We start from the raw sequence: 25,768 nt of genomic DNA, 5'->3' as shown, positions 1-25,768 counted from the left end.
CCTAAGTCCAGTAGTCCATGAGCTTGAAAGGGTGTGAAATCTGGCAAAGGGTTCTTGTTAAAGATGACTGGCAGCGTCATACCATTCGGGGACTATTGAATAACGCTCACCCTTTGCCGATTTGCCCCCGCATTCAAGATTTGTACAATCTTAGGAGAACTTGCGGGATTTCTGTTCAGTTTTGGTTTCGCAAGGTTTTCTGTTCCATACGACAGGCGTCTTGGACGCCGAAAGGAGTTGCGGTCATGTCAGATTCGACAGCGCAGCCTAAGAAGAAGAGGGAGATGCTCTCGTCCTTCTCCATCATCTTCATCCTCCTGGCGGTCGTGGCCGTCATCACGGTCATCCTCTCCGGGTCGACCGACGCCGTGACCGGCGCCACCCTGGCGGACTTCGTCATGGCTCCCGTCAAGGGCTTCGGCGACGCCATTGACGTCTGCCTCTTCGTCATCGTCCTGGGCGGCTTCCTCGGCATCGTAAACAAGACCGAGGCCCTCACCACCGGCATCAACGCGCTGGTGCGCAAGATGAACGGCAACGAGCTCAAGCTCATCCCCATCCTGATGCTGCTCTTCGCCGTCCTGGGCTCCACCTACGGCTTCTGCGAGGAGACCGTCGGCTTCTACGCCCTGCTCTCCGCGACCATGATGGCCGCCGGCTATGACTCCCTGACGGGCGCCATGATGATCCTGCTCGGCGCCGGCGTCGGCTGCCTCGGCTCGACCGTCAACCCCTTCGCCACCGGCATCGCCTCCTCCGCGCTGGTCGACATGGGCATCGCCGTCGACCAGGCCGTGGTCATCGGCCTTGGCCTCGTCCTCATGCTCGTCACCTGGGCCATCGCCGTCTTCTTCGTCCTGCAGTACGCCAAGTCCGTCAAGGCCGATCCCTCCCGCACCCTCATGAGCTCCTCCGAGCTCGCCTCCGCCGAGGAGTCCTATGGCACGGGCGAGGGCGAGGCCGTCAAGGCCGAGCTCACCGGCAAGCAGAAGGGCGTCCTGGTCTTCTTCGCCGCCGCGTTCCTCGTGATGATCATCGGCTTCGTGCCCTGGGAGGACCTCGGCGTCGACGCCTTCGTGGCCGGCTCCGCCTCTCACGACGAGACCACCGAGGTCACCGCTGCCGACATCGTCGAGCAGTACAGCAGCGACAAGCTCGGTGACCTGACGCTCAGCCCCGAGTCCGTCACCGGCGAGCTCAGCTCCTCCGTCACCGACAACGCCGGTTGGTCCGCCTTCCTGACCGGCACTCCGCTTGGCCAGTGGTACTTCGCCGAGTCCACCACCTGGTTCCTGCTCCTCGCCATCATCATCGGCATCGTGGGCGGCCTCTCCGAGCACGAGATCGTCAACGAGTTCATGTCCGGCGCCGGCGACATGATGTCTGTCGTCCTGATCATCGCCGTCTCCCGTGGCGTCTCCGTCCTCATGAGCTCCACCGGTCTCTCGGACTACTTCCTGAACGCCGCCGCCGAGGGCCTCTCCGGAACCTCCGGAATCGTCTTCACCATCGGCTCCTACCTGCTCTACTTCGTCCTGTCCTTCCTCATCCCCTCGACTTCCGGCATGGCCACCGTCTCCATGCCCATCATGGGGCCCCTGGCCGTCAAGCTGGGCTTCAACCCCGCGGTCATGATCATGATCTTCTCCGCCGCCTCCGGCGCCGTGAACCTGATCACCCCGACCAACGGCGCGATCATGGGTGGTCTGGCCCTCTCGCGCATCGAGTACGGCACCTGGGTCAAGTTCGCGATCAAGGTCGTCGCGACCATCGCCGTGGCCTCCATGGTCATCCTCGCCATCGCGATGCTGGCCATCCCCGCGGCCGCGTAGGTCAGACCCACATCGTGCTTCGGCTGGGAGGGCGTCCCTTGGGCGCCCTCCCTTCTTGTGCGGGAACCTCCTCGGGCCTATGCTTCTGGAAGCCGCCGCCCTTCCTCGGGTGGGGCCGGAAGGGGGAGGGGCATGACCGATGCGGAGCTCTACAGGGTGGCCCTTGACAGCGCGCTCGAGCTGCCTGGGAGCGTGGCGGGCTGCTTCTCTGACGGATGGGAGGACGTGCGCGTCTGCGGCAAGTGGTTCGCCCTCCTGACCGACCACGGCGGACAGCTCGTGAACCTCAAGGCCGAGCCGGACGACGTGCTCGAGCTCACGCATGCGTATCCCTCCATCACACCCGGCTACCACATGAACAAGCGGCACTGGGTGAGCCTGCGCGCGGGGGACGACTTGGACGACGTGCTGGTGGGGAGGCTGGTCACGGAGTCCTACCTCCTCGTGGTGTCGAAGCTTCCCCGGAGGCTGCGCCCCGTCGACCCCGCTTCGTTTCCGCGCGGGTGACCCGGGGACTCGGGCATCTAAGCACAAGCAAGCAGACCGAACGGGAGGGGACACGACATGGACAAGGAACTCTTCGACTACACGGCCCAGAAGGTGGACGAGCTGCTCGCCGCCTCGTCGAGCTCCGAGGGCACGATCAAGGCCGCGCGGACCTGGAAGGACGCCGTTGCGGGCGGACTCGACGACGTCGCGCTCGAGGCGCAGACCAAGCAGCTTCTCGACGCGCTGGACGAGCACCACACCACGATAGACGAGGTCATCTCGTTTGCCGAGGGTCCCGCGCGCGAGCTCCTCGGCGAGGAGGCGGCCTCCCAGCTCCTCGTCCACCAGCAGGAGCGCAAGGCCGAGGGCGCCCGCTACTGCGACTGCGCTGCCTGCACGGCCGCCCAGGAGCTCCTGGCGCGCCACGGCCGCCCCGTCCTGTAGGCCGCCTGTTGCCCATGGCCTGACGCCCAGGCAACTGGACGACACGAGGGGTATCTCGCTCGAGCGTGCTGGGGCGGGGTACCCCCTCGGCTTCTATGGCCCTTGCCGCCCTACGTGGGGCTAGGCGGGCCGAAGCTGCACCTCGACCCCCAGGGGCTTGAGGCGGCCCCTCCGCACGAAGTAGCGGCCGTCCTCGAAGAAGAGGGTGCGCCTCGCGCCTCTGCGCCCCAGCACGAGCTCCCAAGCCCGAAAGGGGCGCACCCCCGGTCGTGGCGCGGGCGAGACCTCCCTCGTGGAAGTCACCTGCAGGCTGCAGGCGTGGGGTTGGTAGGGCCAGTGGAGGGCCGTGAACTCCTGGTTCCCGTTGGTGTCCACGAAGAACGAGACCGCCACGTAGGCGCGGTCCTCCTCGTGGGGTGGCGTCACGTACACGGCTCCTGCGCCCCTCTCCACAGATACGAACATCTGTACTGCAACAGACCCTTAGGCTAGCAGCGGGGTGGGACGGGAACACCTGCGCGTCGCGGGTGGGGGAGTCGCACAGAAAAAAGTCCCGCCCCGCGTCGATGTCCGAGGACTGGTGCGGGGCGGGAGGGTTGTCGGCGCGTGGGGATGCGAGGTCCTAATAGACCATGCCCATGGCCTCGCGCACCTCGTCGAGGGTCTGGTCGGCGATGGCGTTGGCGCGGGCGTTGCCGTCGCGCAGCACATCCCTCACGTAGTCCAGGTCCTGCTCGAAGGCGTGCCTTCGCTCGCGGATGGGGGCGAAGTAGTCGTTGACGGCCTGGGTCACGTACTTCTTGAGCTGGCCGGAGCCGCCCATGCCAATCTCGTCGGCTATCTCCTTGGGGTCGCGGCCCGTGCAGATGCCCGCGGTGGTGAGCAGCGCTGCCACGCCGGGGCGCGCCTCGGGGTCGAAGGTGATGTTGCGCTCCGAGTCGGTCTTGGACTTCTTGATGAGCCGCGCGGTCTCGTCCGCGCTCATGCAGAGCGAGATCGCGTTGCCATAGCTCTTGCTCATCTTGCGACCATCCAGGCCCGGGAGCAGGGGGGTGGAGGTGAGGAGTCCCGCCACGCTGGGGAACACCTTGCCATAGCGCTCGTTGAAGCGGCGGGCGATCTTGTTGGTGACCTCGATGTGGGGGAGCTGGTCGCGGCCCACGGGGACGACGTTGCCCTTGCAGAAGAGGATGTCGCAGGCCTGGTGCACGGGGTAGGTGAGGAGGAGTCCGGTGAGCGCGTGGCCCGAAGCCTCCTGCTCGGCCTTGACGGTGGGGTTGCGCTCCATCTCGGCCTCGGTCACCAGCGAGAGGAAGGGCAGCATGAGCTGGTTGGCGGCGGGGACGGCGGAGTGCGTGAAGATCATGGTCCTCTGGGGGTCGATTCCGCAGGCGAGGTAGTCCATGACCATGTTGAAGACGTTGTCCTGGATGTGCTCGGTGCTGTCGCGGTCAGTGATCACCTGGTAGTCGGCGACGATGATGTTGGTGCGCACGCCCATGTCCTGCAGGCGCACGCGCTCGCGGATGGTGCCGAAGTAGTGGCCCAGGTGGAGCCTGCCGGTGGGCCGGTCGCCCGTGAGCATGTTGTAGCTCTGGGGATGGACCTCGAGGTCCTCCTGTATCTGGTCGCTGCGCCTGAGCGCGGCCTCGTAGCTTCCCTCGTTGGGCATGGGTGCTCCCTCGCGTCGTGTCTGCAAACTCCCCTATGGTACGGCAAGGCCCCAGGCCAGCGCCAGCGGGACGCGAGGGCGGCCGTCGCGTCCCGACCGGCTGCCGACGTGCGGCGGCTAGCGCATAGGCGGGCTCTCCCTGAGGACGACGCGCGCCTCGGGCCATCCGGGGCACCAGCGGTCCATGAGGGCGTAGAAGCGCGCGCCGTGGCTGGGCTCGAGGAGGTGGCAGAGCTCGTGGGCCACGACGGCGTCCAGGCAGGCAAGGGGCCGCAGTGCGAGCTCGGCGTTGAGGGTGATGGCGGCGGTGCGGACGTTGCAGGAGCCCCAGCGGCTGCTCATCCAGCGCACGCGGAGCAGGCTGCAGCGGACCCCCATCTCCGCCTGCCGGCGCTCCAGGAGGGGGAGTGCGGCCTCCCTGAGCTCCCCCTTGAGCCAGGGAAGGAGGAGCTGGCGCAGCTCCTCGCCGGCGGGCCGCCAATCGGCGAGGCCAGGCTTGCCCAGGTCGTCCGGCCGAGGCGCGTGCGGACGGACGACGAGCTCGCCCGCGACCCTCTCGACCTGGGTGTGCCGTCCGGCCGCCGGCTCCACCCTGAGGGTGACCCGCTCGCCCAGGAGGTCGAGCGCGCCGCCGTCTTGCCAGCGCTCCCGCTCGGCCCTGTCCCTGAGTCCGTTGCGCTCCAGACAACCGTCCACCCAGGCCCGATGGGCACGGACAAAGCGGGCGAGCTCGTCCGCCGGCACCCGCGACGGGGCGCTCAGGCGCACGCTGCCGTCGGGCCTCACCCTGAGGCTGACGCGACGCACGCCTCCCCGGACGAGCTCGACCTCCAGCCCGTCCACCTCGAGCGTTCTGCTGGTGGACACATGCCCCCTTCGGTTTCCATGGCGCTTCGCATGCGCATCAGGCTGCGCGATGTGCCAATATTGTAGTGTTGGCAGGCGAGAGGGGAGCACCATGGCGAGCAGTTACGGCGAGGATGCCAGCAAGAGCGCTCTGAGGGAGGGCTACCTGGCGATTCGCGACCGGATTGCGCCAAGCCACCGCGAGCGCCTGGATGCGGAGATACGAGCCCACCTCCTGGCCCTTCCCGCCTATGCCGAGGCCGAACTCCTGCTCTCGTACGTCCCCTTCAGGGACGAGATAGAAACCCGCCCGATCATGGAGCGTGCCTGGGCGGACGGGAAGCGCGTCGCCCTGCCGCGATGCGTGCCCGGGTCGGTGTCGCTCCAGTTCTTCGAGGTGACGAGCCTCGACGGGCTTCGCTCCGGCGCGCGCGGCGCCCTCGAGCCGCCGGCGCGGGGGGAGGCGCTCACCGCTCGGCAGATGCTGGGCTCCGTCTGCCTCGTTCCCGGCCTCGTGTTTGACGCGGACGGGTACCGGATTGGCTACGGCGCGGGCTACTACGACAACTTCCTCGCCGTGTACCCGGGCACGAAGGTGGGGCTCGCCCGCAGCGTGCAGGTGAGCGGGAACCCCCTGCCCGCAGACGAGCACGACATAGCCGTCGACGTGCTGGTGAGCGACGCCGCGGTCTGGAGCTGCCGGCGCTGGTAGGGAGGGCGCGGGAGACGCGAGCCGGACGCGACCGAGAGGGGCGCGCCCCTTGGCCAGACCTCCTTGCCCCGGCCGTCCCGCGGCTAGCCGCGGGTGATGCCCAGGTGGTCGGCAAGGATGCGGATGGCCTCGCGATATCCCCCTATCCCCATGCCCGAGACCGTCTCGATGCAGGCGGCGCGCACGTAGGAGCGCTGGCGGAAGTCCTCGCGCTCCTCGAGCCTCGAGATGTGGACCTCGACCGCGGGGATGCCGACCGCCTTGAGCGCGTCGAGCAGGGCGATCGAGGTGTGGGTGTAGGCCGCGGGGTTGATGACAATGCCGTCCGCGCTCCCGTAGGCGTCCTGGATGGCGTCGACGAGGTCGCCCTCGTGGTTTGACTGGTAGCAGTCGCAGTGGGCGAACCCCTCCTCGCGAGCCGCGTCCGCGCAGAGCTCGAGGAGGGCGGCGAAGTCCTCCCGGCCATAGATGCCCGGTTCCCTGATGCCCAGCATGTTGATGTTGGGCCCGTTGATGACCAGGAGGCGGGGGCCGTCCTCGTCCTCGTAGCCGTCGAAGTCATCCGCCTGGGTCGCGTCGTCCATGCCGCTCAGGAGCGCCTCGATCTCATCGGCGCCCTCGGCCTGGTGGCTGCGGAAGGCCGGGTCGCTGAAGCTGGGGCGGGAGTGACGCTCGCCGACGGCGGCCTCGACCTGACGGGGGACGGGGTCCGCCGCGGGCGTGGCCACGTCGGGGTGGGAGGAGCGCCTACTGGGGGTGAAGCTCACCTGCAGGGGGCTCCCGCCATGGCTGAGGTCCGCGAAGGGGGTCTCGTAGCTCGCGGGCAGCCCGGTGAGCTCCGCGAAGGACTCGAAGACCTGGCCCACCGAGTTGGGCCCGAAGACCACCTCGATGCCGTCGCTGCCGCGTCCCACGATGCCTAGGACGCCCTCGACCTTGCAGAGCGCGTTCTTGTCGACGAGGGACGGGTCCCTCACGACGAGGCGCAGGCGCGTCATGCACAGCGTGTTTGCCGTCACGTTGGGGGTGCCCCCCACGAGGTCGAGGACCTCAGACGCCGTCTCCCTGCTGGTCATGCGCGAACCTCCCTGATCCTTCGTCCGATGGCGGCAGGGCGCTCGCCGTCGGACGGTGCGACATACAGACTTTAGCCCACAAGGGAAGGGCGCCGTGGCACCTTGCGCGCGAGCGGGGCTAGGGGGCGGTGGGCGGAAGCAGCCCCAGCAGGCGGGCGACGAGGCGCGCGTCCCCCGCCGCGCTGCCAGTGCAGCGGATGGAGAGGTCCGCCCACTGGCGGTAGAGGGGGTCGCGCTCCCGGGCGAGCGCCTCGACCCCCCGCGCGCCCGAGAGGGGACGGCCCGCGCTCGAGAGCTGGTCGAGGGGGCGCTCCAGCAGCACGATGCTCGCGTTCTGGTGCAGGAGCCCGTAGTTTTGCTCCCTCGTGACGATGCCGCCCCCGCAGGCGATGACCAGGCCGGAGCGCCTTCCATAGCTGCGCGCGACCTTGGTCTCCTCCTCCCGGAACGCCTCCTCGCCCCTGAGCGAGATGAGCTCCGCGGCGGACATGCCCAGCTCGATCCTGAGGGCGTCGTCCAGGTCGACGAAGGGCCGTTCGAGGAGGCGCGCGAGCGCCCGGCCGGCCGTGGTCTTCCCCGCACCCGGCATGCCGATGAGGCAGACGTTGGCGCTCGCGCGCATGACCTCGCCCTCCACGGCGCGTGCGAGCCCCTCGTCGATCGGCCTTCCCTGGAAGAGCTCGGAGGAACGCAGCGCCTGGCCCACGAGCATGGGGAGCCCGGTGACACAGGGCAGCCCCAGGCGCTCGGCGGCAAGGCAGATGCCCGTCCTGAGGGGGTTGTAGACGACGTCGAGCACGCCCCTGAGCCCCGGCATCCGCCCGAGCTCCCTCCCGTCCAGCGGGCTTGCGGGGCAGTCGGGATACATTCCGACGGGCGTGGCGTTCACCACGAGCGCGGCGTCTGGGTGCCTCCCGGCGAGACCGTCGTAGCGCTCCTCTCCCGTGCGCGAGACGACCACCGCCTTGGCGCCGGCGTCGGCGAGGGCGGCCTGCACGGCCTGGCTCGCACCCCCGGACCCGAGCACCAGCGCCTCGCGGCCGCCGATGATCCCCTCGGGCTCGCCTCCCAGCCGCTCCAGGCAGAAGCGTCGGAGCATCCAGGCGAAGCCGGCGAGGTCGGTGTTGTGGGCAAGGATGCGCCTGCCCCTCCTCATGAGGGTGTTTGCCACGCCCAGCCGTCGCGCCTCGGGCGTGGCTTTGTCGGCGAGCTCGAAGGCCCGTCTCTTGTAGGGGATGGTCACGTTGAGGCCCTGCCAGCCACCGAGGAGGAGGAAGTCGTCGAGCTCCTCGGGCTCCCGCTCGAAGAGCTCGTAGGAGGGGAGCCCCAGCGCCGCGTGGATCGTGGGCGACCAGCTGTGGCCGAGCCTCCTACCCAGGAGGCCGAAGCGACCGCCCGACCCGGCCGCCACCTACACCACCTCCGAGTAGCTTCCCAGGTAGCGGACCTCGTCGCAGACGTCGCCCAGGGTCAGGAGGAGCCGGCGGAGCTCGGGCGCCCCGACGGGGCACTCGACGTCGAAGTAGAACATGAACTCGAAGTCGCGGTCGGGGATGGGCCGGCTCTCGAGCTTGAGGATGTTGATGTCAAGCGCATGGAGCTTCGAGAGCACGCGGTAGAGGGAGCCGGGCTCGTGGCTCACGACCAGCATGAGGGAGCTGCGGTCGGCGCCGGGGTAGATGCGCAGGTCCCGCGAGATGCAGGCGAAGCGCGTGTAGTTGTTGTCGCGGTCCTGGACGCTGCGCGCGAGCGTGTCGAGGCCGTAGAGCTCGGCGCAGGACCTCGATGCCAGGGCGGCGACGTCGGAGCGCTCGCTCTGGGCGACCATCTGGGAGGCGATGGCGGTGTTCTCGACGACGTGCGTCCGAACCCCATGGAGCGAGGAGAGGAAGCCCTTGCACTGACTGAGCGCCTGCTCGTGGCTGTAGACGTCGCCTATGTCCTCGAGTCCGGTGCCGGGCTTGGCCAGGAGGTTGTGGTCGATCTTGAGGCGACAGCTCCGCACGACCTTGAAGTCGTGGCGCATCATGAGGTCGTAGATCTGGTTGACCGACCCCGCGGTGCTGTTCTCCACGGGAAGGACGCCGAACTCGCAGTAGCCCTCCTCGACGGCGCGGAAGACGCCGTCGAAGCTATCGAAGAAGCTGATGTCGGCATGCTTGAAGAGGCGGTCGCAGGCTATCTGCGAGAAGGCCCCCTCCACGCCCTGGCAGGCCACGTAGGCGTCCTGGGGGAAGTAGCCCGGGGCCTCGGCGAGCGCGGCGTCGAAGCGGTCCAGGATGGGGCCGGTGTCGTAGTTGCGCTCCCCCTGCCGCATGCGCGACGCCTCCATGAGGAGCTGCATGAGCACCTCGGCGTATGACTTCAGCTCGGGTGGCACCTCGGCCGCGGCGGAGGCGACCACCCTGCGCTCGCGCGAGCGGTCGAGGATGGGAAGGCCCCTCTCCCTCTTGTAGGCGGCCACGCCCTCGGCGCAGTCCATGCGCTCTTGGAAGAGCGCGAGCATCTGGTGGTCTATGGCGTCGATGCGCTCGCGCAGGCGGGCGAGGTCCTCCATGGTCTAGTCCCTTCCCTCGCCAAGCGAGAACTGCGCGCCCTCGGGGGGGAAGGCGAGCCATGAGTCGAGCAGCGCCAAGGCGCAGACGGCCTCGGCGACGGGCACCGCGCGCGGGGCGATGCACGGGTCGTGGCGTCCCCTCACGCCGAGGCGCGCGGGCTCGCCCGAGACGAGGTCGACGGAGTCCTGGGGGCGGCCGATGCTCGAGGTGGGCTTGACGGCGAGGCGGAAGAGCACGGCCGCCCCGGTGGAGAGGCCCCCGAGCGCCCCACCGGCGTTGTTGGTGGAGGGAACGGGCCGTCCCCCCTCGAGGCGATACGGGTCGTTGTCCTCGCTCCCGCGCAGGCGGGCGGCGCCGAAGCCCCGGCCGAACTCTATGCCTTTGACGGCGGGGATGCCGAAGGCCGCGCGCGCGATGGAGTTCTCGAGCCCGTCGAACATGGGCGAGCCCATCCCCGCGGGGAGCCCCGTGGCCACGCACTCCACCACGCCTCCCACGGAGTCGAGGCCGCGCCGCGCTGCATCGATGGCGGCGAGCATGGCCCCCTCGGCCGAGTCGTCTATCACGGGCAGCCCGCGCCTGCCCTCGAGGCGGTCCATCTGCCGCTGCAGCCTCGCGCGGGCGTCGGGGGAGTTGTCGAGCGCCTCGAAGGGCTCGTCCCTGATGCCCGCGACCTCGGCAAGGTGGGCGCGTACGCGCACCCCGCGCGTGGCGAGGGCCTGCAGGGCGATGCCGCCCGCGGCGCAGAGGGGGGCCGTGAGGCGTCCGGAGAAGTGGCCGCCTCCCGGGACGTCCTGGTTGCCGTGCCACTTTAGCTGGGCCGGCAGGTCGGCATGCCCCGGACGGGGGACGCGGCGCAGCTCGTCGTAGTCCCCCGAGCGCGTGTTGGTGTTCTCTATGACGAGGGCGAGGGGCGCCCCGCAGGTCGCGCCGTCGGCGTTGAGGCCGGACACGATGCGGGGGAGGTCGGCCTCCTTGCGCGGCGTCGCCCAGGGCCCCTGGCCAGGCGCGCGGCGGGCCATGAGGCGGCCCAGTGCGTCCATGTCGACCAAGAGCCCCGAGGGGAGCCCCTCGACCACGCAGCCGATGGCCTCGGAATGCGACTGGCCGAAGACGCTCACCCTGAGCGCGCTGCCAAAGCTCGAAGGCATCCCTCAGCCCTCCCTCTTCTCCGCAACGCCGCCCAGGGCGGCGAAGTCCTCCCAGAAGCCCGGGTACGACTTTGACACGCACTCCGCCCCGCGGATGGTGGTGGGCCCCTCCGCGGCGCTCGCGGCGACGGCGGCCATCATGGCGATGCGGTGGTCGTTGTGGCTCTCCACGACCCCGCCGCGCAGGGCGGGGGCTCCCTCGACGACCAGGTCGTCACCCTCCGTCCGAACCCGTGCGCCCATCGACCGGAGCGCGTCACCCACGCTCTCCAGGCGGTCGGACTCCTTGAGCCTGAGCCTGCCCGCGCCCGCGAAGCGCGTCTCTCCCGTCGCGTAGGCCGCGACGGCGGCGAGCGGCGGGACGAGGTCGGGTATGTCCGCCACGCCGACCGTCCTGCCCAGGAGAGCGTCGTGGCTGCAGCAGGCCTCGGAGCCCGCGCGGCGGATCCTCGCCCCCATGGCCGCCAGCGCCGCGAGCACCGCGCGGTCGCCCTGGCAGCTTCCCAGGTCGAGGCCCCTCACGCAGGTGCCGCCCCCAAGCGCCCCGGCGGCGAGCCAGAAGGCGGCGTTGGACCAGTCGCCCTCGACCGCGAGCGTCCCGGGGGAGCGCAGGCGCGAGCCGGCGGGGACGCGGAGGCTCGTGAGCGCATGCCCCCCCTCCTCGACGCGCTGCGAGAGCACGCGCACGCCGAAGGCGGAGAGGGCCTGGATGGTCATGTCCACGTAGGACCTGGACTCGAAGGGGTCCTCCACCAGCACGCAGACGCCCTCGTCGAGGAGGGGGGCCGCCATGAGGAGCCCGCTCACGTACTGGGACGAGACGTCGCCCGGGAGCCTGAACTCTCCGCCCGCCAGGCCGCTGCTCACGAGTGCGGGGAGGCGCCCCCCTCCCTCGAGCCGGGCACCGTGGGCCACCAGTTGCTCCCAGAGGGGGGAGAGGGGCCTCTCGGCCAGTCGTCCTGCCCCCACCATCCGGTAGCTGCCGCCCAGGGCGCAGGCCACGGGCAGGAGGAAGCGCAGGGTCGAGCCTGACTCGCCGCAGTCGAGGGTGGTGGGGGAGCCCGTCCCTGTGGCGGCCCGCACGGCGTCCCTCGCCAGGGGGGAGACGCGAAACCCCAATCGGGTGCGGGCGACCCTCGCCCCAAGCGCCCTCGCGCAGGCCACGGTGGCGTCGATGTCGCGCGAGCTCGTGGCGCAGTCTATGTCGCTTCGACCCTCGGCGAGCGAGGCGAGGACGAGCATCCGATGCGCCATGGACTTCGACGCCACGGCGTCGACGCGCCCCTCGAGGGGACGTGGGTTTATGGTGACGTCCAAGCTCTTCTCACCTAGTCCCTTCCGCAGCCGAGCTCGATGAGCTCGCGCAGCCCGTCGAGGCCCACGGCCCTGACCTCGACCTTGCCTGGGGCGAGGGGGACGACTACGTTCACGGAGTCGGCGTGCCTCTTCTTGTCGTGCGCCGCGAAGCGCATGAGGTCGTCCGTCGGCACGTCGGTGCCCGTGGGCAGCCCGTGCGCCCGCACCGCCCCCTCGACGAGCGCGGCAAGCCCCTGCTCGCTCCAGCCCTTGCGCTCGCAGGCGCGGGCCATGCAGCAGAGGCCTGCGGCGACGGAGCTGCCATGTCCCAGGGCGAAGCCGCTCGCCGCCTCGATGGCGTGCCCGATGGTGTGTCCCAGGTTGAGCGTCTGCCTGAGGCCGCGCTCGCGCTCGTCGTCGGCGACCACGTCGCGCTTGATTCTCACGTTGCGTGCCACCAGGGCCGTCATCCTCCCGGGCTCCAGCGACTCGTTGGCGGGGTGCTCGGTCAGGTCCCGGAGCATCTGGGGGCCGTTCAGGACGGCATGCTTCACGACCTCCCCACAGGAGTCGCGCAGCAGCCCGGCGGAGAGGCTCTTGAGGCAGTCCACGTCGGCGAGGACCAGCGAGGGCTGGAGGAAGGCGCCGGCGAGGTTCTTGCCCGCCTCGAGGTCGATGGCGGTCTTGCCGCCCACGGAGGAGTCGACCATGGCGAGGAGCGAGGTGGGCACCTGCACGACCTGGCAGCCGCGCAGGTAGAGGGCGGCTGCGAGTCCCGCCATGTCGCCCGTGACGCCGCCTCCCAGCGCCACTACCACGTCGTCGCGGGTGAGCCCCAGCCCGGCGATGCCCTCGAGGAGCGCCGAGAGAGTGCGGACGTTCTTCGACGCCTCGCCTGCGGGGAAGGTGAGGAGGCCGGCCTCGTAGCCAGCAGCGCGCAGGCTCCCGAGCGCCGCCTCGGCATAGAGGGGGGCGACGTTCGAGTCCGAGACGACGCAGGCCCTCTGGCCGCCGCAGGCGGCGCGGGCGAGCCGTCCGAGCCGTCCGAGCACCCCGCTTCCCACGGTGACCTGGTAGGAGCGGGAGGGCGTGTCCACCGCTATGGAGACGGCGTCGCTCATCGCCTCTCAGCCTCCCTCTTGAGCCGGTCGCCCTCGGCGAGGAGGGCCTCGAGCCGCTCGCCGTCCCTGGCGTCCAGGGCGTCCTTGTACTGCTGCAGGCTCTGGACGATGCGGCCTATCTCCTCCGAGAGGTGGTCGGCGTCGTCGAGGAAGAGCTCCCGCCACATGGGGGCGTTGAGGCGGGCCACGCGCGTCAGGTCCTTGTAGGACCCGGCCGAGAAGCCCTTGTGGTCCTGTGCCGTGGGGCTCTTCACGTAGGCGTTGGACACCACGTGCGCCAGCTGGGAGGTGAAGGCGATCACCTCGTCGTGGTGGTCGGCCGTCGAGAGCGTGTAGGAGCCGAAGCCGCAGGGCTCGAGGAGGTCCTGGAGGCGCTCGAGCACGTCGAGGCGGGCGAAGTCGTCCATCGGCGGCGGCACCACGACCATGGGGGCGCCGCGGAACATGTTGGCCCTGCTGTGGGCGAAGCCCGAGTGCTGGGTGCCTGCCATGGGGTGGCAGCCCACGAAGGTGAAGGGGCGGCCTTCCGCGATGGCGAAGCAGCGCTCGCAGATGACGCGCTTGACGCCCACCGTGTCTATGACGATGGCCCCGGGCGAGACGAGCGCGGCCTTCTCCTGCAGCCAGTCGATGGCGGCCTGGGGGTAGCCGGCGAGCACGATGAGCTCGCAGCTTCCGATGGAGTCGTCGTCCAGGACGGCGTCGATGGTCTCGATGAGGGCGAGCTCGGTGGTGGAGCTCGTCCGGTTCCAGCCGAGCACCTCGCGCCCCGCGGCGTGCATGGCCTTGGCGAAGGAGCCGCCCATGAGGCCGAGCCCCACGACCCCCACGCGCCCGGGGACGAAGCGCGCCCCGCCCGCGCCCGTCACTCGTCCCCCTCGCCGAGGTCGGCGCAGACTGCATCGCGGATGAGGGCGATCCTCCTCATGGCGTCGCGGAACTGCGTGGGCGTGAGCGCCTGGGCCCCGTCCGACCAGGCCTTCGAGGGCTGGTCATGGACCTCTATCTCGAGGCCGTCGGCCCCTGCTGCGCAGGCGGCGTAGGCGATGGGCCTCACGTAGCGAGTGTGGCCCGTGGCGTGGCTGGGGTCTCCCACCACCGGGAGGTGCGAGAGCCGGTGCAGCACGGGGATGGCGTTCACGTCGAAGGTGTTGCGGGTCCGGGTCTCGAAGCTGCGGATGCCGCGCTCGCAGAGGATCACGTTGGGGTTGCCCTCGCTCATGACGTACTCCGCGGCCATGAGGAGCTCGTCGATGGTGCCGGAGATGCCGCGCTTGAGGAGGATGGGCACCTGGGTCTTGCCCACCTCGCGCAGGAGGGGGAAGTTCTGGGAGTTGCGGGCGCCGATCTGCATGACGTCGATGCCCTTGTCCAGGAAGAGCTGGACGTCGCGGGGGTCCATCACCTCGGTCACGACGGGGAGGTCGAGCTCGCCTCCTGCCTCCATGAGGAGGTTGAGGCCCCTCTCGCCCATGCCCTGGTACGAGTAGGGGCTGGTGCGGGGCTTGTAGGCGCCGCCGCGCAGGAGCCCCGCGCCGGCCGACTTGACGGCGCGGGCGATGTCCATGAGGTTCGCGCCCTCGACTGAGCAGGGGCCGGCGATGACCTGGAAGTTGCCCCCGCCCAGGAGCACCCCGTGGCCGCAGTCGACGACCGTGTCGGCGGGGTGGAACTTGCGGTTCGCCTTCTTGAAGGGCTCGGACACGCGCCTGACCTGATCGATGATGTCCATCGACTCGAGGAGGAAGGGGTCGATCCGCGTCGTGTCGCCGATGATCCCCACGATCGTCTTGTTCTCTCCGTGCGAGACGTTGGTCCTGAAGCCGCGGTCCTCTATCCAGCTCACGAAGTGGTCGAGCTGCTCGGGGGTGGCGCTTTCCTTGACGATTACAATCATGTGCGGGCCTTTCCGGGCCAGGGCCCAGCGAGTTTTTCATCGATGCTACTACAGCGGGCCGATGGCCCCGGCGCCTTATCCAAAGCGTTACACCGGCGGGGGAGGCGGGCCTGTGGAGCTTTTGGTCTTGCGCGCGCATCCGCCTGCTTGGTCTATACTTCCGTGCCATGGCCCCGTAGCTCAGTGGATCAGAGCGTTCGCCTCCGGAGCGAAAGGCCGTGGGTTCGAGCCCCACCGGGGTCACCAAGTAAGCTCGAAGGGCCGATGGCGCAAGCCGGCGGCCTTTTTCATGCCCAGAGCCTTGGGACAAGCCGTCCGGGAGGTCGAGTGACGACGAACCAGAGCAACGGGGTGCCCCGCGCGGGCGCCGGTGCGGAGCGGGGGCTGAGCTGGGAGGAGGCCCGTCGGCTCGAGGCGCAAGGCAAGTCCAACGCCGGCACCACCGTCCGCACGAGGTCCGTGCGGCAGATCGTGACGGAGCACCTCCTCACCACCTTCAACTGCATCAACCTAATCATGGCCCTGCTCGTCGCCGTCACGGGTGAATGGCGCAACCTGCTCTTCATGGGCGTCGTGCTGTCCAACCTCGCCATCGGCATCCTGCAGGAGCTCAGGGCGAAGCGCATGGTCGACCGCCTCTCGATCCTCACCGACCAGCCCGCAAGGATCCTGCGTGACGGCGAGGAGGCCAGGGTTCCCAGGGAGGGAATCGTGCTCGGCGACGTCATCCTCGTCTCGCACGGGGACCAGGTCCCCGCGGACTCGACCGTGCTCTGGGGCGCGGCGAGCGTCGACGAGTCGCTGCTCACGGGCGAGAGCCGCCTCGTTCCCAAGGCGGCGGGCGACGAGCTCGTCGGCGGCAGCTTCGTCGTCTCGGGCTCCCTCGGGGCGCGCGTGCGCGTCGTGGGGGCGGAGGGCTTCGCCGCGCGGCTCGCCCGCGAGGCATGCCACGCGGGCCCCGCCCGCTCCGAGATAGTAGACTCGATCGACCTCATCGTGCGCTGCGCGACGACCGTGCTCGTGCCCATGGGAATCCTGCTCTTCGCGCGGATGTACCTCCTCGGCGAATCGAGCCTCGACGAGGCCATCCTCTCCACCATCGCGGCGGTCAACGGCATGATCCCCCAAGGGCTCGTCCTGCTCGTCTCGAGCGTCATGGCCATCGCGGCGACGCGGCTCGCCCGGCGCGAGGTGCTCGTCCAGCGCTCCCGCTGTGTTGAGACCCTCGCGCGCGTGGACACCCTCTGCCTCGACAAGACGGGGACGCTCACCACCGGCTCGATGGAGCTGGCGCGCGTCGCCGGCGCGCCAGGCGTCCCGGAGGGGCTCGCAAGGCGCGCCGCCGCTGCGGTCGCCCGCTCGAACTCTGGCGACCAGAACGCGACCAGCGCTGCCGTCTGCGCCTGGACGGACGCCGAGAGGGTCGCGGAGGAGCAAGTCGCGCGCTCGGTCCCCTTCGACTCGTCCCGCAAGCTCTCGGGCTGCGTCCTCGAGGGCGGCGAGGCCTTCGTGTTGGGCGCGGCCCCCTTCGTGCTCGGCCGGGAGCGCGCTGCCGCGCTCGATGACGTGCGGGCCGACCCCATGGAGCGCGTGCTCGTCGTGTGCTCTTGCGACGGCTTCGACGTGCGGGGGCTTCCCGTCGGCGAGCCGCGCCTCCTGGGTCAGGTCGTCCTGCGCGACGAGCTCAGGCCCTCCGCGGCCGACACCATGTCCTACTTCGCCGCGCAGGGGGTCGAGCTGATCGTCATCTCGGGAGACGATGCGGCGACCGCCTCCGCCATCGCTGCGAGGGCGGGGGTGCCCCGGGCGGGGGCCGCCGTGGACGCCTCTGGCCTTGATGACGAGGCGCTCGCGCGCAGCGTGCGGTCGGGGCGGGTCTTCGGCCGCGTCACGCCGGAGCAGAAGCGCACGCTGGTGCGCGCCCTCCAGGCGGAGGGCGGGACCGTCGCGATGACGGGCGACGGCGTCAACGACATCCTCGCCCTGCGCGCGGCGGACTGCTCCGTTTCCTTCGCCTGCGCCTCCGACGCCGCCCGAAACGTCTCTGACCTCGTCCTCGCGGATGACGACTTCTCTCACATGCCCGAGGTGGTGGCCGAGGGCAGGCGCTCCATCAACAACCTCCAGCGCTCCGCGTCGCTCTTCCTCGTGAAGACGGTCTTCTCCACCGTCGTGGCGGCGCTCTGCGTGGTGCTCCCGCCGTACCCCTTCATACCCGTGCAGATGTCGCTCGTCTCCACGGCGGTCATCGGCATCCCCTCCTTCGTGCTCGCCCTCGAGTCCAACCACGACCGCGTCTCGGGCCGCTTCCTCGACAACGTGCTCAGGAGGTCGCTGCCCGCCGCGGCGGTCATCTCGCTGGGCCTCCTCGTCGCGCTCCTCTCGCGCGGCATAGACCAGATGAGCTTCTCCGAGTCCTCGGCCATGTGCATGGCCATCGTCAGCGTGGTGGGCTTCGCGCTGGTCTGGCGCATCTGCCATCCGCTCAACGGGCTGAGGGTCGCGCTCCTCGCGTTGGTCGTCGTCGTGGTCGCGGGCGGAAGCCTCGCGTTTCCGGACTTTTACAGGCTTTCTCCGCCAAGTCCTGCCATGCTTATAGTGTTGGGCGCGATTTCGCTGGCGTCATGGAGGCTCTTCGGCCGGCTCTTCGAGCGCTCGTGCTCGGACGGCCGCGTGGCGGGGGCGGTCGTGCGCCTGATGGACAGGATGACTGGAGGCAGCTCTCATGGGTTTGCAGAAGATTGACGCAGCCGCGTTCGAGGCGGCGGTGGCGGAGGCTCGCGTGCCGAAGGCGCTGGCGGCTGGTGGCGTGGAGCGCAGCTACATCGACGTCTCGGGGATCCCCGGCGCGCGCCAGATTCCCCGCGCCCTGGTCGTCCTCCTCGAGAACTGCGTGAGGAGGGCCGCGAGCGACGAGGACGCCGTGAGGCTCGCGCGTCGCGTGGTCGAGGCGGGCCTTGCCGGCACCCAGGGCGAGGAGATCGACTTCATGCCCTCCCGCGTGCTCTTCCAGGACTTCACCGGCGTGCCGGTCTTCGTCGACTTCGCCGCCATGCGCGACGCCATGGCCGAGCGCGGGGGAGACCCCGCCGCCGTGAGCCCGCAGATTCCCTGCACCCTGGTCGTGGACCACTCCGTCATCGCCGACCACACGGGCGCGGAGGGGTGCGTCGCCCAGAACCAGGAACTCGAGGCACGGCGCAACCACGAGCGCTTCTCCTTCCTCAAGTGGGCCGCCGGCTCCTTCGACAACGTCCGCATCGTCCCGCCCGGACGCGGCATCTGCCACCAGCTCAACATCGAACGCTTCTGCGAGGTCGTCTCGCGCGACGCCCAGGCGCCGGCGGGGTCGCAGATGGCCTGCTTCGACACGCTCGTCGGCACGGACTCGCACACCACGACCGCGAACGGGCTCGGCGTTCTCGGTTGGGGGGTGGGTGGCATCGAGGCGGAGGCCGCCGCGCTCGGCCAGCCCATCTCGATGCTGGTCCCTCCCGTGGTCGAGCTCAGGCTGCGGGGCCACCTCCCGGACGGGGTGAGCGGCATGGACCTCGCCCTCACCGTGGCGCAGCGCCTGCGCGCCGAGGGCGTCGTGGGCTGCCTCGTGGAGGTGACGGGGGAGGGCGCGGCGACCCTCAGCGCCACGCAGCGTGCCTGCGTGGCCAACATGACCCCCGAGTACGGCGCCACGACGACCCTCTTCCCCGTGGACGAGGCGGCCATGGACTACCTCGTCCTCACCGGCCGCGACGAGGGCGAGCTCGCCTTCGCACGGGCCTTCCTGGAGCGGGAGGGCGTCTTCGGCGGCTCCGAGGGCAGGCGCTACTCCCGCAGCGTCGAGCTCGACCTGACTGAGGTCGAGCTGAGCCTTGCCGGTCCCTCCCGCCCGCACGACCGTCTGGTGCCCTCCGAGCTGCGCACGCGCTTCCGTGCCTCGCTGGCGGAGCACGGCCGCGAACCGGGCCTGGCCAGGAAGGTGACCGTGGGCGACCGCGAGTTCGAGCTCGGGCACGGGACCATGGCGATCGCCGCCATCACCAGCTGCACCACCGCGACCGACCCGGCGATGATGGTCGCCGCGGGCATACTTGCGCGCAAGGCGAGGGGGAGGGGGCTCTCCGCCAAGCCCTGGGTCAAGCGGATCCTGGCGCCGGGCAGCCACGCCACGACGCTTTTGCTCGAGCGCGCGCAGCTCCTCACCCCTCTTGCCGAGCTCGGCTTCGCCACCTGCGGGTACGGCTGCATGAGCTGCATCGGCAACTCGGGCGACATCCTGCCCGGGCTGCATGCCGTCGCGGACGAGCTGGAGCTCGCGAGCGTGCTCTCGGGCAACCGTAACTTCGAGGGGCGCATCTCTCCCGACGTCGCCCAGAACTACCTCTGCCAGCCCGCCCTCGTCGTCGCCTACGCGCTCGTGGGCAGCGTGGACGTCGACCTCTCGCGCGAGCCCGTGGCCGTCGGCCCCGACGGGCCGGTCATGCTCTCCGAGCTCCTTCCCACCCAGGCCGAGATAGACAACGCCCTGGCCTCCGCCCTCGACGGGAGCCTCTTCGCGGAGGGGGGCCGCCGCCTCTTCGAGGGCGACGCCTCCTGGGCGCGCATCGACTCCGGCTCGTCCGACACCTTCCCCTGGGACCCGGACTCCACCTACGTCCGGAGGGCCCCCTACTTCGACGCGGACCAGCGCGGCGGCACGCCCGCCATCAGGGGCGCGCGCTGCCTCGCCCTGCTCGGCGACTTCGTGACCACCGACCACATCTCTCCCGCCGGCTCCATCGCGCCGGATTCTCCCGCCGCCCGCTATCTGGGCGAGAGGGGCGTGGCCCCCGAGGACTTCAACAGCTACGGGAGCCGTCGGGGCAACCATGAGGTCATGATGCGCGGGACCTTCGCCAACGTCAGGCTGAGGAACGCCCTCGCGGGCGGGAGGAGCGGAGGCTGGACTCGCGACCTGCTCGACGGCGAGGTCAAGAGCATATACGACGCCTCCTGCCACTACAGGGCCCAGGGCGTGCCCCTGGTCGTCCTCGCAGGCAAGCTCTATGGCTCCGGCTCCAGCCGCGACTGGGCGGGCAAGGGTCCGGCCCTCCTGGGCGTGCGTGCGGTGCTGGCGCAGAGCTTCGAGCGCATCCACCGCTCCAACCTGGTGCAGATGGGCGTGCTGCCCCTCCAGTTCCATGAGGGGGAGGGCGTCGCGGAGCTCGGCCTGGACGGCAGCGAGTCGTTCGACGTCGAGGCGATCGACTTCTCCCGGGGGCTCCCCAACGAGCGCGACTGCGAGGTGGTGGCGCGTCGGGCGGACGGCAGCGAGCTGCGCTTCTCCTGCGTCGCGAGGGTCGACACCCCGCTCGAGGCGCGCTTCATGACTGCCGGTGGCATACTGCCCTACGTCCTCGACAGCCTCTCGTAGGCCGCCTCGCCCGGAAGAGCCAAGGAGTTCCGCCATGATCTGTCCCAACTGCGGGTCCAACGTGCCTGACGGCTCGGCGGTCTGTCCCGCCTGCAGGGCCGACCTCGGCATGACGGTCTCGATGCCGCGCCAGGAGGGCCGCTGGTGTCCCAACTGCGGGGCGCTCGTGGGCGAGGGGGACGAGGTCTGCCCCTCCTGCGGGATGCCGCAGGAGCCGGCGTGTGGCGACGGCGCGAGGGCGGTGGACGGGCTCGCCCCCCGTGAGGCCCGCGGCGAGGAGTCCCCTCTGGGCGAGACCCACTCCATACCCCGCATAGAGAGCGCCATCCCCTCGGAGGAGGAGCTCGCCCTGCCCTCCGCCCAGATGGACCGACTCCCCAGGCTGCGCGTGCTCGTGCTCGCCGTGGCATGCGCCCTAGTCGTGGTGGGCGGGGGAGTGGTGCTGATAACGCATCCCTGGGACCCCGCTGCCAACGACATCCGCGCCAAGGAGGACGCAGACACCTCCATGGCCGGCTTCCCCGGCCTGGTCAAGCAGCTCCAGGGGCAGGACGCGGGGAGTGGCTCGGCTAGCGGCTCCATAGAGAGCGGGGACGAGCGCACCCTGAGGCTGCTTGGTGACGCCTGGGGGCAGCTCGGGGAGCTCTCGGAGAGGCTCGACCAGAGCCAGGACGAGCTCGTCTCGGGCTACGCGAGCTCGTCATCGGACGAGCTCCTGGCCGGAAAGGCCCGCGCCGACCAGCTCTCCATCGACATCAGCAACCTCATATCGTCCCTGTCCGAGATAGACGTGACCTCGGGGACCTACGCCGAGGACAAGCAGAACCTCACCACCTTGGGCAACTGGCTTCGCAACCGCATGGACGCAGTGTCGTCCGGCTGGGCGAAGGCCGTCTCGTTCCAGGACCCCTCCCAGCACGCGGACGAGATCCTCTCGACCGTGAGCGCCGACGGGGGCTCGCCGGCCGAGTCCTTCAAGGCACTCTTCGACCAGGGCTATGCCCAGTGGGAGCCCAAGGAACGCCCGTCGCGCCCCTGACCGCGCTTCTCTGCCGAATGTGTGAAAGGGACCCCCTGCTGGTAGAATCAGCAGATGGTCCGCACGCTCCGTCGAGCCCGACCAAAGCCCGAATCATCTGCGTCCCAGGAGGTTGAAGCCATGGGATTCTTCTCTGACCCGCTCTATACGCCCAGCTACGAGCTCGAGGGGGGCGAGGTCGCCGTCCTCACCACCAGCAAGGGCACGATTCGCGTCGCCCTCGACGGCGAGGGGGCGCCCGTCCACGTCGCCAACTTCTGCGAGCTCGCCAGCTCGGGCTTCTACGATGGCCTCAAGTTCCATCGCTACGTGCCGGGCTTCGTGATTCAGGGCGGCTGCCCCAACACCCGCGACATGACCCCCGAGCAGGTCGCCTCGGGCATGCCCGGCCCCTCCGGCATGCCCGGGACCGGCGGACCCGGCTACCGCATCCGCCAGGAGTACAGCACCAACCCCCGCAACAGCCACGTCGACGGCGCCCTCGCCATGGCGCGTTCCCAGGACCCCGACTCCGCAGGCTCGCAGTTCTACTTCTGCCTGGGCGCGCAGCACATGCTCGACTCGGGATACACTGTGTTCGGCACGACTCTGGAGGGCATGGACGTCATCTCGGCCCTCCGAGCGGGTGACGTGATCGAGTCGGTGCGCATCGAGGTCGAGGACAACTAGGCGCCTTGCGCGCGGCGATAAGGAGCGAAACGTGAACCAGCAGGCTTTCGAGGCAGGGAAGAGCGCCTACAAGCAGGGCAACCTCGTGGAGGCCCTCGCCCAACTCTCTTCGGCCAAGGGACCAGGCGAGGTCTCCGGGACCATCGACCACCTCAGGGGCAACTGCCTCATGCGCCTCGGGCGCTATGCGGAGGCGGCCCAGGCCTACGCGGACGCCCTGGGCGACGCCTCGTACGGCCATGCCGGCGCACTCGCCTGCAACAGGGGCCGCGCCCTCCTCGCCGCGAACCGCCCCCAGGAGGCCGTGGCCTCCCTCACCCTGGCAACCCAGGACGAGCAGTACTCGACCCCCTACAAGGCCTACGTGGCCCTGGGCAACGCCTACAAGCGCCTGGGCAACGTCCGCGAGGCCGGCGTCGCGTACCGCAGCGCCGCCATTGACGAGGCCAACCCCGACCCCTCCTCGAGCCTGCGCGAGCTGGGCGGCTGCTTCATGCAGATGGGCCGTGCGGTCGACGCGGTCGAGGCCTATCGCACCGCGCTTGACTTCTCGACCCCGCTCGCGAGCCAGAGCGCCATCTACGGCGACCTGGGTCTTGCCTACGTGGCGGCCAACCGCATGGCGGAGGCGGTCGACGCCTTCGGGCATGCCACGGCAGACGGCTCCCACACCCTGAGCCCCGAGGCCAACGCCGCCTTCGAGGCCGCGAAGCGCGCCGTCGCGGCCATCGCCGGCAGCGGCCCCTCCGAGACGGACGCCTTCCTCGCGGCCGCGGGCTATGGCAGCGCCGGCTACGACCCCCTCGACCCGACGGGCTCCAGCGGCGAGTTCATGCCCTCGCCCGAGGACACCGGCTTCTTCTCGGTCAGCGAAGAGGACCTGGTGCAGCAGGAGCGCAAGGTGCGCCGCAAGCGCAGGCACCCCTTCCTCCGCTTCCTGCTCGCCCTCCTCGTCGTCGCCCTCATCCTCTGCGCCGGCGGTGGCTACGCGTACTGGCGCGGCTACGGCTGGCCCACCCAGGAGTCCGTGGTGAAGGAGCTCTTCTCCACGGGCGTGACGGGCGGCGACGTGGCGTCGTACCTCTCCGGCTCGGTCTCGGACGAGGCACGTGCCCAGATCAAGGCCGTGCTGCCGGGTTCCGTGAGCTCGCTCAGCATAGACGGGGTGGACCAGTCCATGGCCGCCTCCAAGGTCCTCGCCACCGCCACGCTCCCCGCGGGCGGCCAGCAGAGCTACACCGTCGAGCTCGTGCGCGACGGCATCGGCTGGAAGGTGAGCGGCGTGAGCGCGTCCTACGCCTCCCAGCGGGGGACGGCTGCCACCACCAGCGCCTCGAGCGACGCCGCGGCCACGGCTGCAGGTTCTGCGGGCGAGCCTGCGACGAGCGGTGACGCTGCGGGGACCTCCACCGGCAGCATCGCGACCGACTAGCGTCACCTTGGGACCGTCACGGTAACCATTCGATAGGAACAGGAAGACAATGCCGATTCTCGACTCACTCTTCGGCGAATATGACGGCGACCTCGCCATCGACCTCGGCACGGCCAACACCCTGGTGGCGGCACGCGGGCAGGGCATCGTCCTGAACGAGCCCTCCGTCGTCGCCATCGACCAGAGCGCCGACCGCGTCCTGGCCGTGGGCGCCGACGCGAAGCGCATGATCGGCCGCACCCCCGGCTCCATCATCGCCGAGCGCCCCCTCAAGGACGGCGTCATCGCCGACTTCGACGTCACCGAGGTCATGCTGCGCTACTTCATCGAGAAGGCGCGCGGCACGCGTCGCTATCCCTGGTCGCCCAGGCCCCGCGTGGTCGTCTGCGTCCCCTCCGGCGTCACGTCCGTGGAGAAGCGCGCCGTCTTCGAGGCCACGATCTCTGCCGGCGCGCGCCAGGCCTACCTCATCGAGGAGCCCATGGCTGCCGCGATCGGCGCGGACCTCCCCATCGAGGACCCGACGGGCTCCATGGTCGTGGACATCGGCGGCGGCACCACGGAGGTCGCCGTGATCGCCATGGGCGGCATCGTCGTCTCGCAGTCCATCCGCACCGCCGGTGACGAGTTCGACCAGACGATCCTCGAGCACGTCCGCGACGCCTACAACCTCTCGATCGGCGAGCGCACTGCGGAGGACATCAAGATCAAGGTCGGCTCCGCCGCGCCCCTGGCGGAGGAGCTTGACGTCGAGGTCAACGGACGGGACGTCATGAGCGGCCTGCCCAAGACCGTGCGCATCGAGTCCGAGGAGATCCGCCGCGCCCTGGACAAGCCCCTCGACGAGGTGACCAAGGCCGTCAAGGACGCCCTCGACGTCACCCCGCCCGACCTCGCCAGCGACCTCATGTACTACGGCGTCCTCCTCACGGGCGGCGGCGGCCTGCTCCGTGGGCTCGACCAGCGCCTGCGCGACGAGACGGGCGTGCCCGTCAACGTGAGCCCGACTGCGCTCGAGAACGTCGTCAACGGTTGCGCGAAGGTCCTCGAGGCCAATGCGCTCTCGGGCGGCTTCGTCCAGAGCGCGGGGCTGTAGGCGACCATGCAGCTCAAGGGGGGCGGCCTGAAGGGCGCGCCCGGCATACGGCGAAACGAGCCCGAGTCCGGCATGCGTCTCATGGTGGCGCTCGTCGCCCTCTCGCTGGTCATGTTCACGGTGAGCGCGCGCGAGTCGGGCGGCGGCTTCTTCACCACCCTGCGCGGCGGCTTCTCGACCATCGCCATGCCCATCCGCTACCTCGGCTCCGCCGTCACCGTGCCCTTCCAGGGCCTGGGCAACGTGTTCGCCAACCTCACCGCGGACCAGGCGACCCTCCAGGAGCTCCGCGAGCAGAACGAGCAGCTCACCACCCGCAACGCCGAGCTCGAGGAGGCGGAGAAGACCGCGACGCGCCTCCAGGACCTCCTCGCCCTCAAGAGCAGCTACAAGCTGCAGTCGACGGCGGCCCGCATCATCGCGGGGTCCACGGACTCCTGGAGCCGCACGGTGACCATCGACAAGGGCAGCGCGTCCGGGCTCGCCGTGGGCATGCCCGTGACCAACTCCTCCGGCGCCATAGGGCAGATCATCGAGTGCGGGGCGACCTCCTCGACGGTCCGCCTCGTCAGCGACGAGAACTCGTCCGTCTCGGCCATGGTTCAGTCGAGCAGGGCCCAGGGCATACTCAGGGGCTCTCCCGACGGGTCCCTCCGCCTCACCCTCATCGCTACCGACCAGACCGTCGCCGTGGGGGACACCGTCGTCACGAGCGGCCTCGGCGGCGTGTTTCCCAAGGGGCTCCCCCTGGGGAAGGTCATAAGCGTCAACAAGACGGAGGGAGCCCTCTACTACGAGATCGCGGTGGAGGGGACCGGTGCCGCGGAGGGCTTCGAGGAGGTCCTCGTCGTCACCTCGCTCACCGAGGACCAGGAGGCGACGGCGGAGGACATCAAGGCCGCGGACGAGCAGGACAGCTCGGCCACGGCTGTGGCGGCCGAGAAGGCCGGCTCGGCCAAGGACGGTGACGCCGGCACCTCGGCCGATGGCTCGGACGCGGCGTCGAGCGACGGGGAGTGAGGGGGCGA

Annotated in this window: 22 protein-coding genes and 1 tRNA gene; 12 read left to right on the top strand and 11 right to left on the bottom strand. The window is 70.0% G+C overall.

From position 1 onward, the window contains the following. The first annotated feature begins 245 nt into the window (after positions 1-245). From Q5923_RS01375 to Q5923_RS01365, 3 genes are all read left to right on the top strand, one after another. Entirely contained in the window at positions 246-1,832 is a 1,587-nt protein-coding gene (locus Q5923_RS01375) for a YfcC family protein (RefSeq protein WP_303131629.1), read from the top strand. A 132-nt stretch (positions 1,833-1,964) separates the two neighbouring features. Next, complete coding sequence (locus tag Q5923_RS01370; protein WP_303131627.1) at positions 1,965-2,339, top strand: MmcQ/YjbR family DNA-binding protein; 375 nt, start codon at positions 1,965-1,967, stop codon at positions 2,337-2,339. 57 nt (positions 2,340-2,396) lie between these two features. Further along, positions 2,397-2,765 carry a 3-hydroxyisobutyrate dehydrogenase gene (locus Q5923_RS01365; protein ID WP_303131626.1) on the top strand — a complete coding sequence of 123 codons (369 nt, stop codon included), beginning with the start codon at positions 2,397-2,399 and terminating at the stop codon, positions 2,763-2,765. A 120-nt stretch (positions 2,766-2,885) separates the two neighbouring features. On the opposite strand, the gene Q5923_RS01360 is transcribed toward Q5923_RS01365, so the two are convergent. The 3 genes from Q5923_RS01360 to Q5923_RS01350 all read right to left on the bottom strand — a co-directional run bounded on the left by Q5923_RS01360 (position 2,886) and on the right by Q5923_RS01350 (position 5,304). Beyond that, positions 2,886-3,191, bottom strand: coding sequence for a hypothetical protein (locus Q5923_RS01360; RefSeq protein ID WP_303131624.1), 306 nt, complete (start codon positions 3,189-3,191; stop codon positions 2,886-2,888). Between the two features lie 196 nt (positions 3,192-3,387). Continuing rightward, entirely contained in the window at positions 3,388-4,437 is a 1,050-nt protein-coding gene (gene trpS / locus Q5923_RS01355; RefSeq protein WP_303131622.1) for a tryptophan--tRNA ligase, read from the bottom strand. A gap of 117 nt (positions 4,438-4,554) precedes the next feature. Then, a complete protein-coding gene (locus Q5923_RS01350; protein ID WP_303131620.1) occupies positions 4,555-5,304 on the bottom strand; it encodes a M48 family metallopeptidase in 750 nt (249 codons plus the stop codon). A 91-nt stretch (positions 5,305-5,395) separates the two neighbouring features. Between Q5923_RS01350 and Q5923_RS01345 the strand changes: the two genes are divergently transcribed. Beyond that, positions 5,396-5,995: a 5-formyltetrahydrofolate cyclo-ligase gene (locus Q5923_RS01345; RefSeq protein ID WP_303131618.1), complete on the top strand. Its 600-nt coding sequence runs from the start codon at positions 5,396-5,398 to the stop codon at positions 5,993-5,995. Positions 5,996-6,078: 83 nt separating this feature from the next. Here the strand turns inward: Q5923_RS01345 and Q5923_RS01340 are convergent, their stop codons facing one another. The 8 genes from Q5923_RS01340 to aroF all read right to left on the bottom strand — a co-directional run bounded on the left by Q5923_RS01340 (position 6,079) and on the right by aroF (position 15,094). Further along, positions 6,079-7,071 carry a type II 3-dehydroquinate dehydratase gene (locus tag Q5923_RS01340; RefSeq protein ID WP_303131616.1) on the bottom strand — a complete coding sequence of 331 codons (993 nt, stop codon included), beginning with the start codon at positions 7,069-7,071 and terminating at the stop codon, positions 6,079-6,081. 118 nt (positions 7,072-7,189) lie between these two features. Continuing rightward, positions 7,190-8,482 (bottom strand): shikimate kinase, encoded by a 1,293-nt coding sequence (locus Q5923_RS01335; protein WP_303131614.1) that lies wholly within the window; start codon positions 8,480-8,482, stop codon positions 7,190-7,192. Next, entirely contained in the window at positions 8,483-9,628 is a 1,146-nt protein-coding gene (locus Q5923_RS01330) for a bifunctional chorismate mutase/prephenate dehydratase (protein WP_303131612.1), read from the bottom strand. Between the two features lie 3 nt (positions 9,629-9,631). Then, the gene (aroC, locus tag Q5923_RS01325; RefSeq protein WP_062531237.1) at positions 9,632-10,780 is read right to left on the bottom strand and encodes a chorismate synthase; all 1,149 of its coding nucleotides are present in this window, start codon (positions 10,778-10,780) and stop codon (positions 9,632-9,634) included. A 3-nt stretch (positions 10,781-10,783) separates the two neighbouring features. After that, entirely contained in the window at positions 10,784-12,097 is a 1,314-nt protein-coding gene (gene aroA / locus Q5923_RS01320; RefSeq protein WP_303131610.1) for a 3-phosphoshikimate 1-carboxyvinyltransferase, read from the bottom strand. 11 nt (positions 12,098-12,108) lie between these two features. Then, positions 12,109-13,197 carry a 3-dehydroquinate synthase gene (aroB, locus tag Q5923_RS01315; RefSeq protein ID WP_303131608.1) on the bottom strand — a complete coding sequence of 363 codons (1,089 nt, stop codon included), beginning with the start codon at positions 13,195-13,197 and terminating at the stop codon, positions 12,109-12,111. Continuing rightward, positions 13,194-14,066 carry a prephenate dehydrogenase gene (locus tag Q5923_RS01310; protein ID WP_303131606.1) on the bottom strand — a complete coding sequence of 291 codons (873 nt, stop codon included), beginning with the start codon at positions 14,064-14,066 and terminating at the stop codon, positions 13,194-13,196. The genes aroB and Q5923_RS01310 overlap by 4 nt, the downstream gene beginning before the upstream one ends. After that, positions 14,063-15,094, bottom strand: coding sequence for a 3-deoxy-7-phosphoheptulonate synthase (gene aroF / locus Q5923_RS01305; protein WP_303131604.1), 1,032 nt, complete (start codon positions 15,092-15,094; stop codon positions 14,063-14,065). Before aroF ends, Q5923_RS01310 begins: the two co-directional genes overlap by 4 nt. A 169-nt stretch (positions 15,095-15,263) precedes the next feature. Between aroF and Q5923_RS01300 the strand changes: the two genes are divergently transcribed. The 8 genes from Q5923_RS01300 to mreC all read left to right on the top strand — a co-directional run bounded on the left by Q5923_RS01300 (position 15,264) and on the right by mreC (position 25,760). After that, positions 15,264-15,340 (top strand) — tRNA-Arg (locus Q5923_RS01300). A gap of 81 nt (positions 15,341-15,421) precedes the next feature. Then, positions 15,422-17,839, top strand: coding sequence for an HAD-IC family P-type ATPase (locus tag Q5923_RS01295; RefSeq protein WP_303131602.1), 2,418 nt, complete (start codon positions 15,422-15,424; stop codon positions 17,837-17,839). Beyond that, positions 17,820-20,504 (top strand): aconitate hydratase AcnA, encoded by a 2,685-nt coding sequence (acnA, locus tag Q5923_RS01290; RefSeq protein ID WP_303131600.1) that lies wholly within the window; start codon positions 17,820-17,822, stop codon positions 20,502-20,504. The genes Q5923_RS01295 and acnA overlap by 20 nt, the downstream gene beginning before the upstream one ends. A gap of 34 nt (positions 20,505-20,538) precedes the next feature. Next, positions 20,539-21,543, top strand: a complete 1,005-nt coding sequence (locus tag Q5923_RS01285) for a zinc ribbon domain-containing protein (protein WP_062531229.1) — start codon at positions 20,539-20,541, stop codon at positions 21,541-21,543. A 120-nt stretch (positions 21,544-21,663) separates the two neighbouring features. After that, a complete protein-coding gene (locus Q5923_RS01280; protein ID WP_009279150.1) occupies positions 21,664-22,212 on the top strand; it encodes a peptidylprolyl isomerase in 549 nt (182 codons plus the stop codon). 31 nt (positions 22,213-22,243) lie between these two features. Beyond that, positions 22,244-23,644, top strand: a complete 1,401-nt coding sequence (locus tag Q5923_RS01275) for a tetratricopeptide repeat protein (RefSeq protein ID WP_062531226.1) — start codon at positions 22,244-22,246, stop codon at positions 23,642-23,644. Positions 23,645-23,693: 49 nt separating this feature from the next. Next, entirely contained in the window at positions 23,694-24,740 is a 1,047-nt protein-coding gene (locus Q5923_RS01270; RefSeq protein WP_009279152.1) for a rod shape-determining protein, read from the top strand. Between the two features lie 6 nt (positions 24,741-24,746). Then, positions 24,747-25,760, top strand: coding sequence for a rod shape-determining protein MreC (gene mreC / locus Q5923_RS01265; RefSeq protein WP_082719560.1), 1,014 nt, complete (start codon positions 24,747-24,749; stop codon positions 25,758-25,760). Positions 25,761-25,768: the final 8 nt, after the last annotated feature.

The organism is uncultured Olsenella sp., assembly GCF_959602185.1.
GTDB classification, from domain to species: Bacteria; Actinomycetota; Coriobacteriia; order Coriobacteriales; family Atopobiaceae; genus Olsenella_I; species Olsenella_I phocaeensis.
The sequence above is the reverse complement of the archived record's forward strand: the minus strand, read 5'-3'. Positions and strand labels throughout refer to the sequence as shown.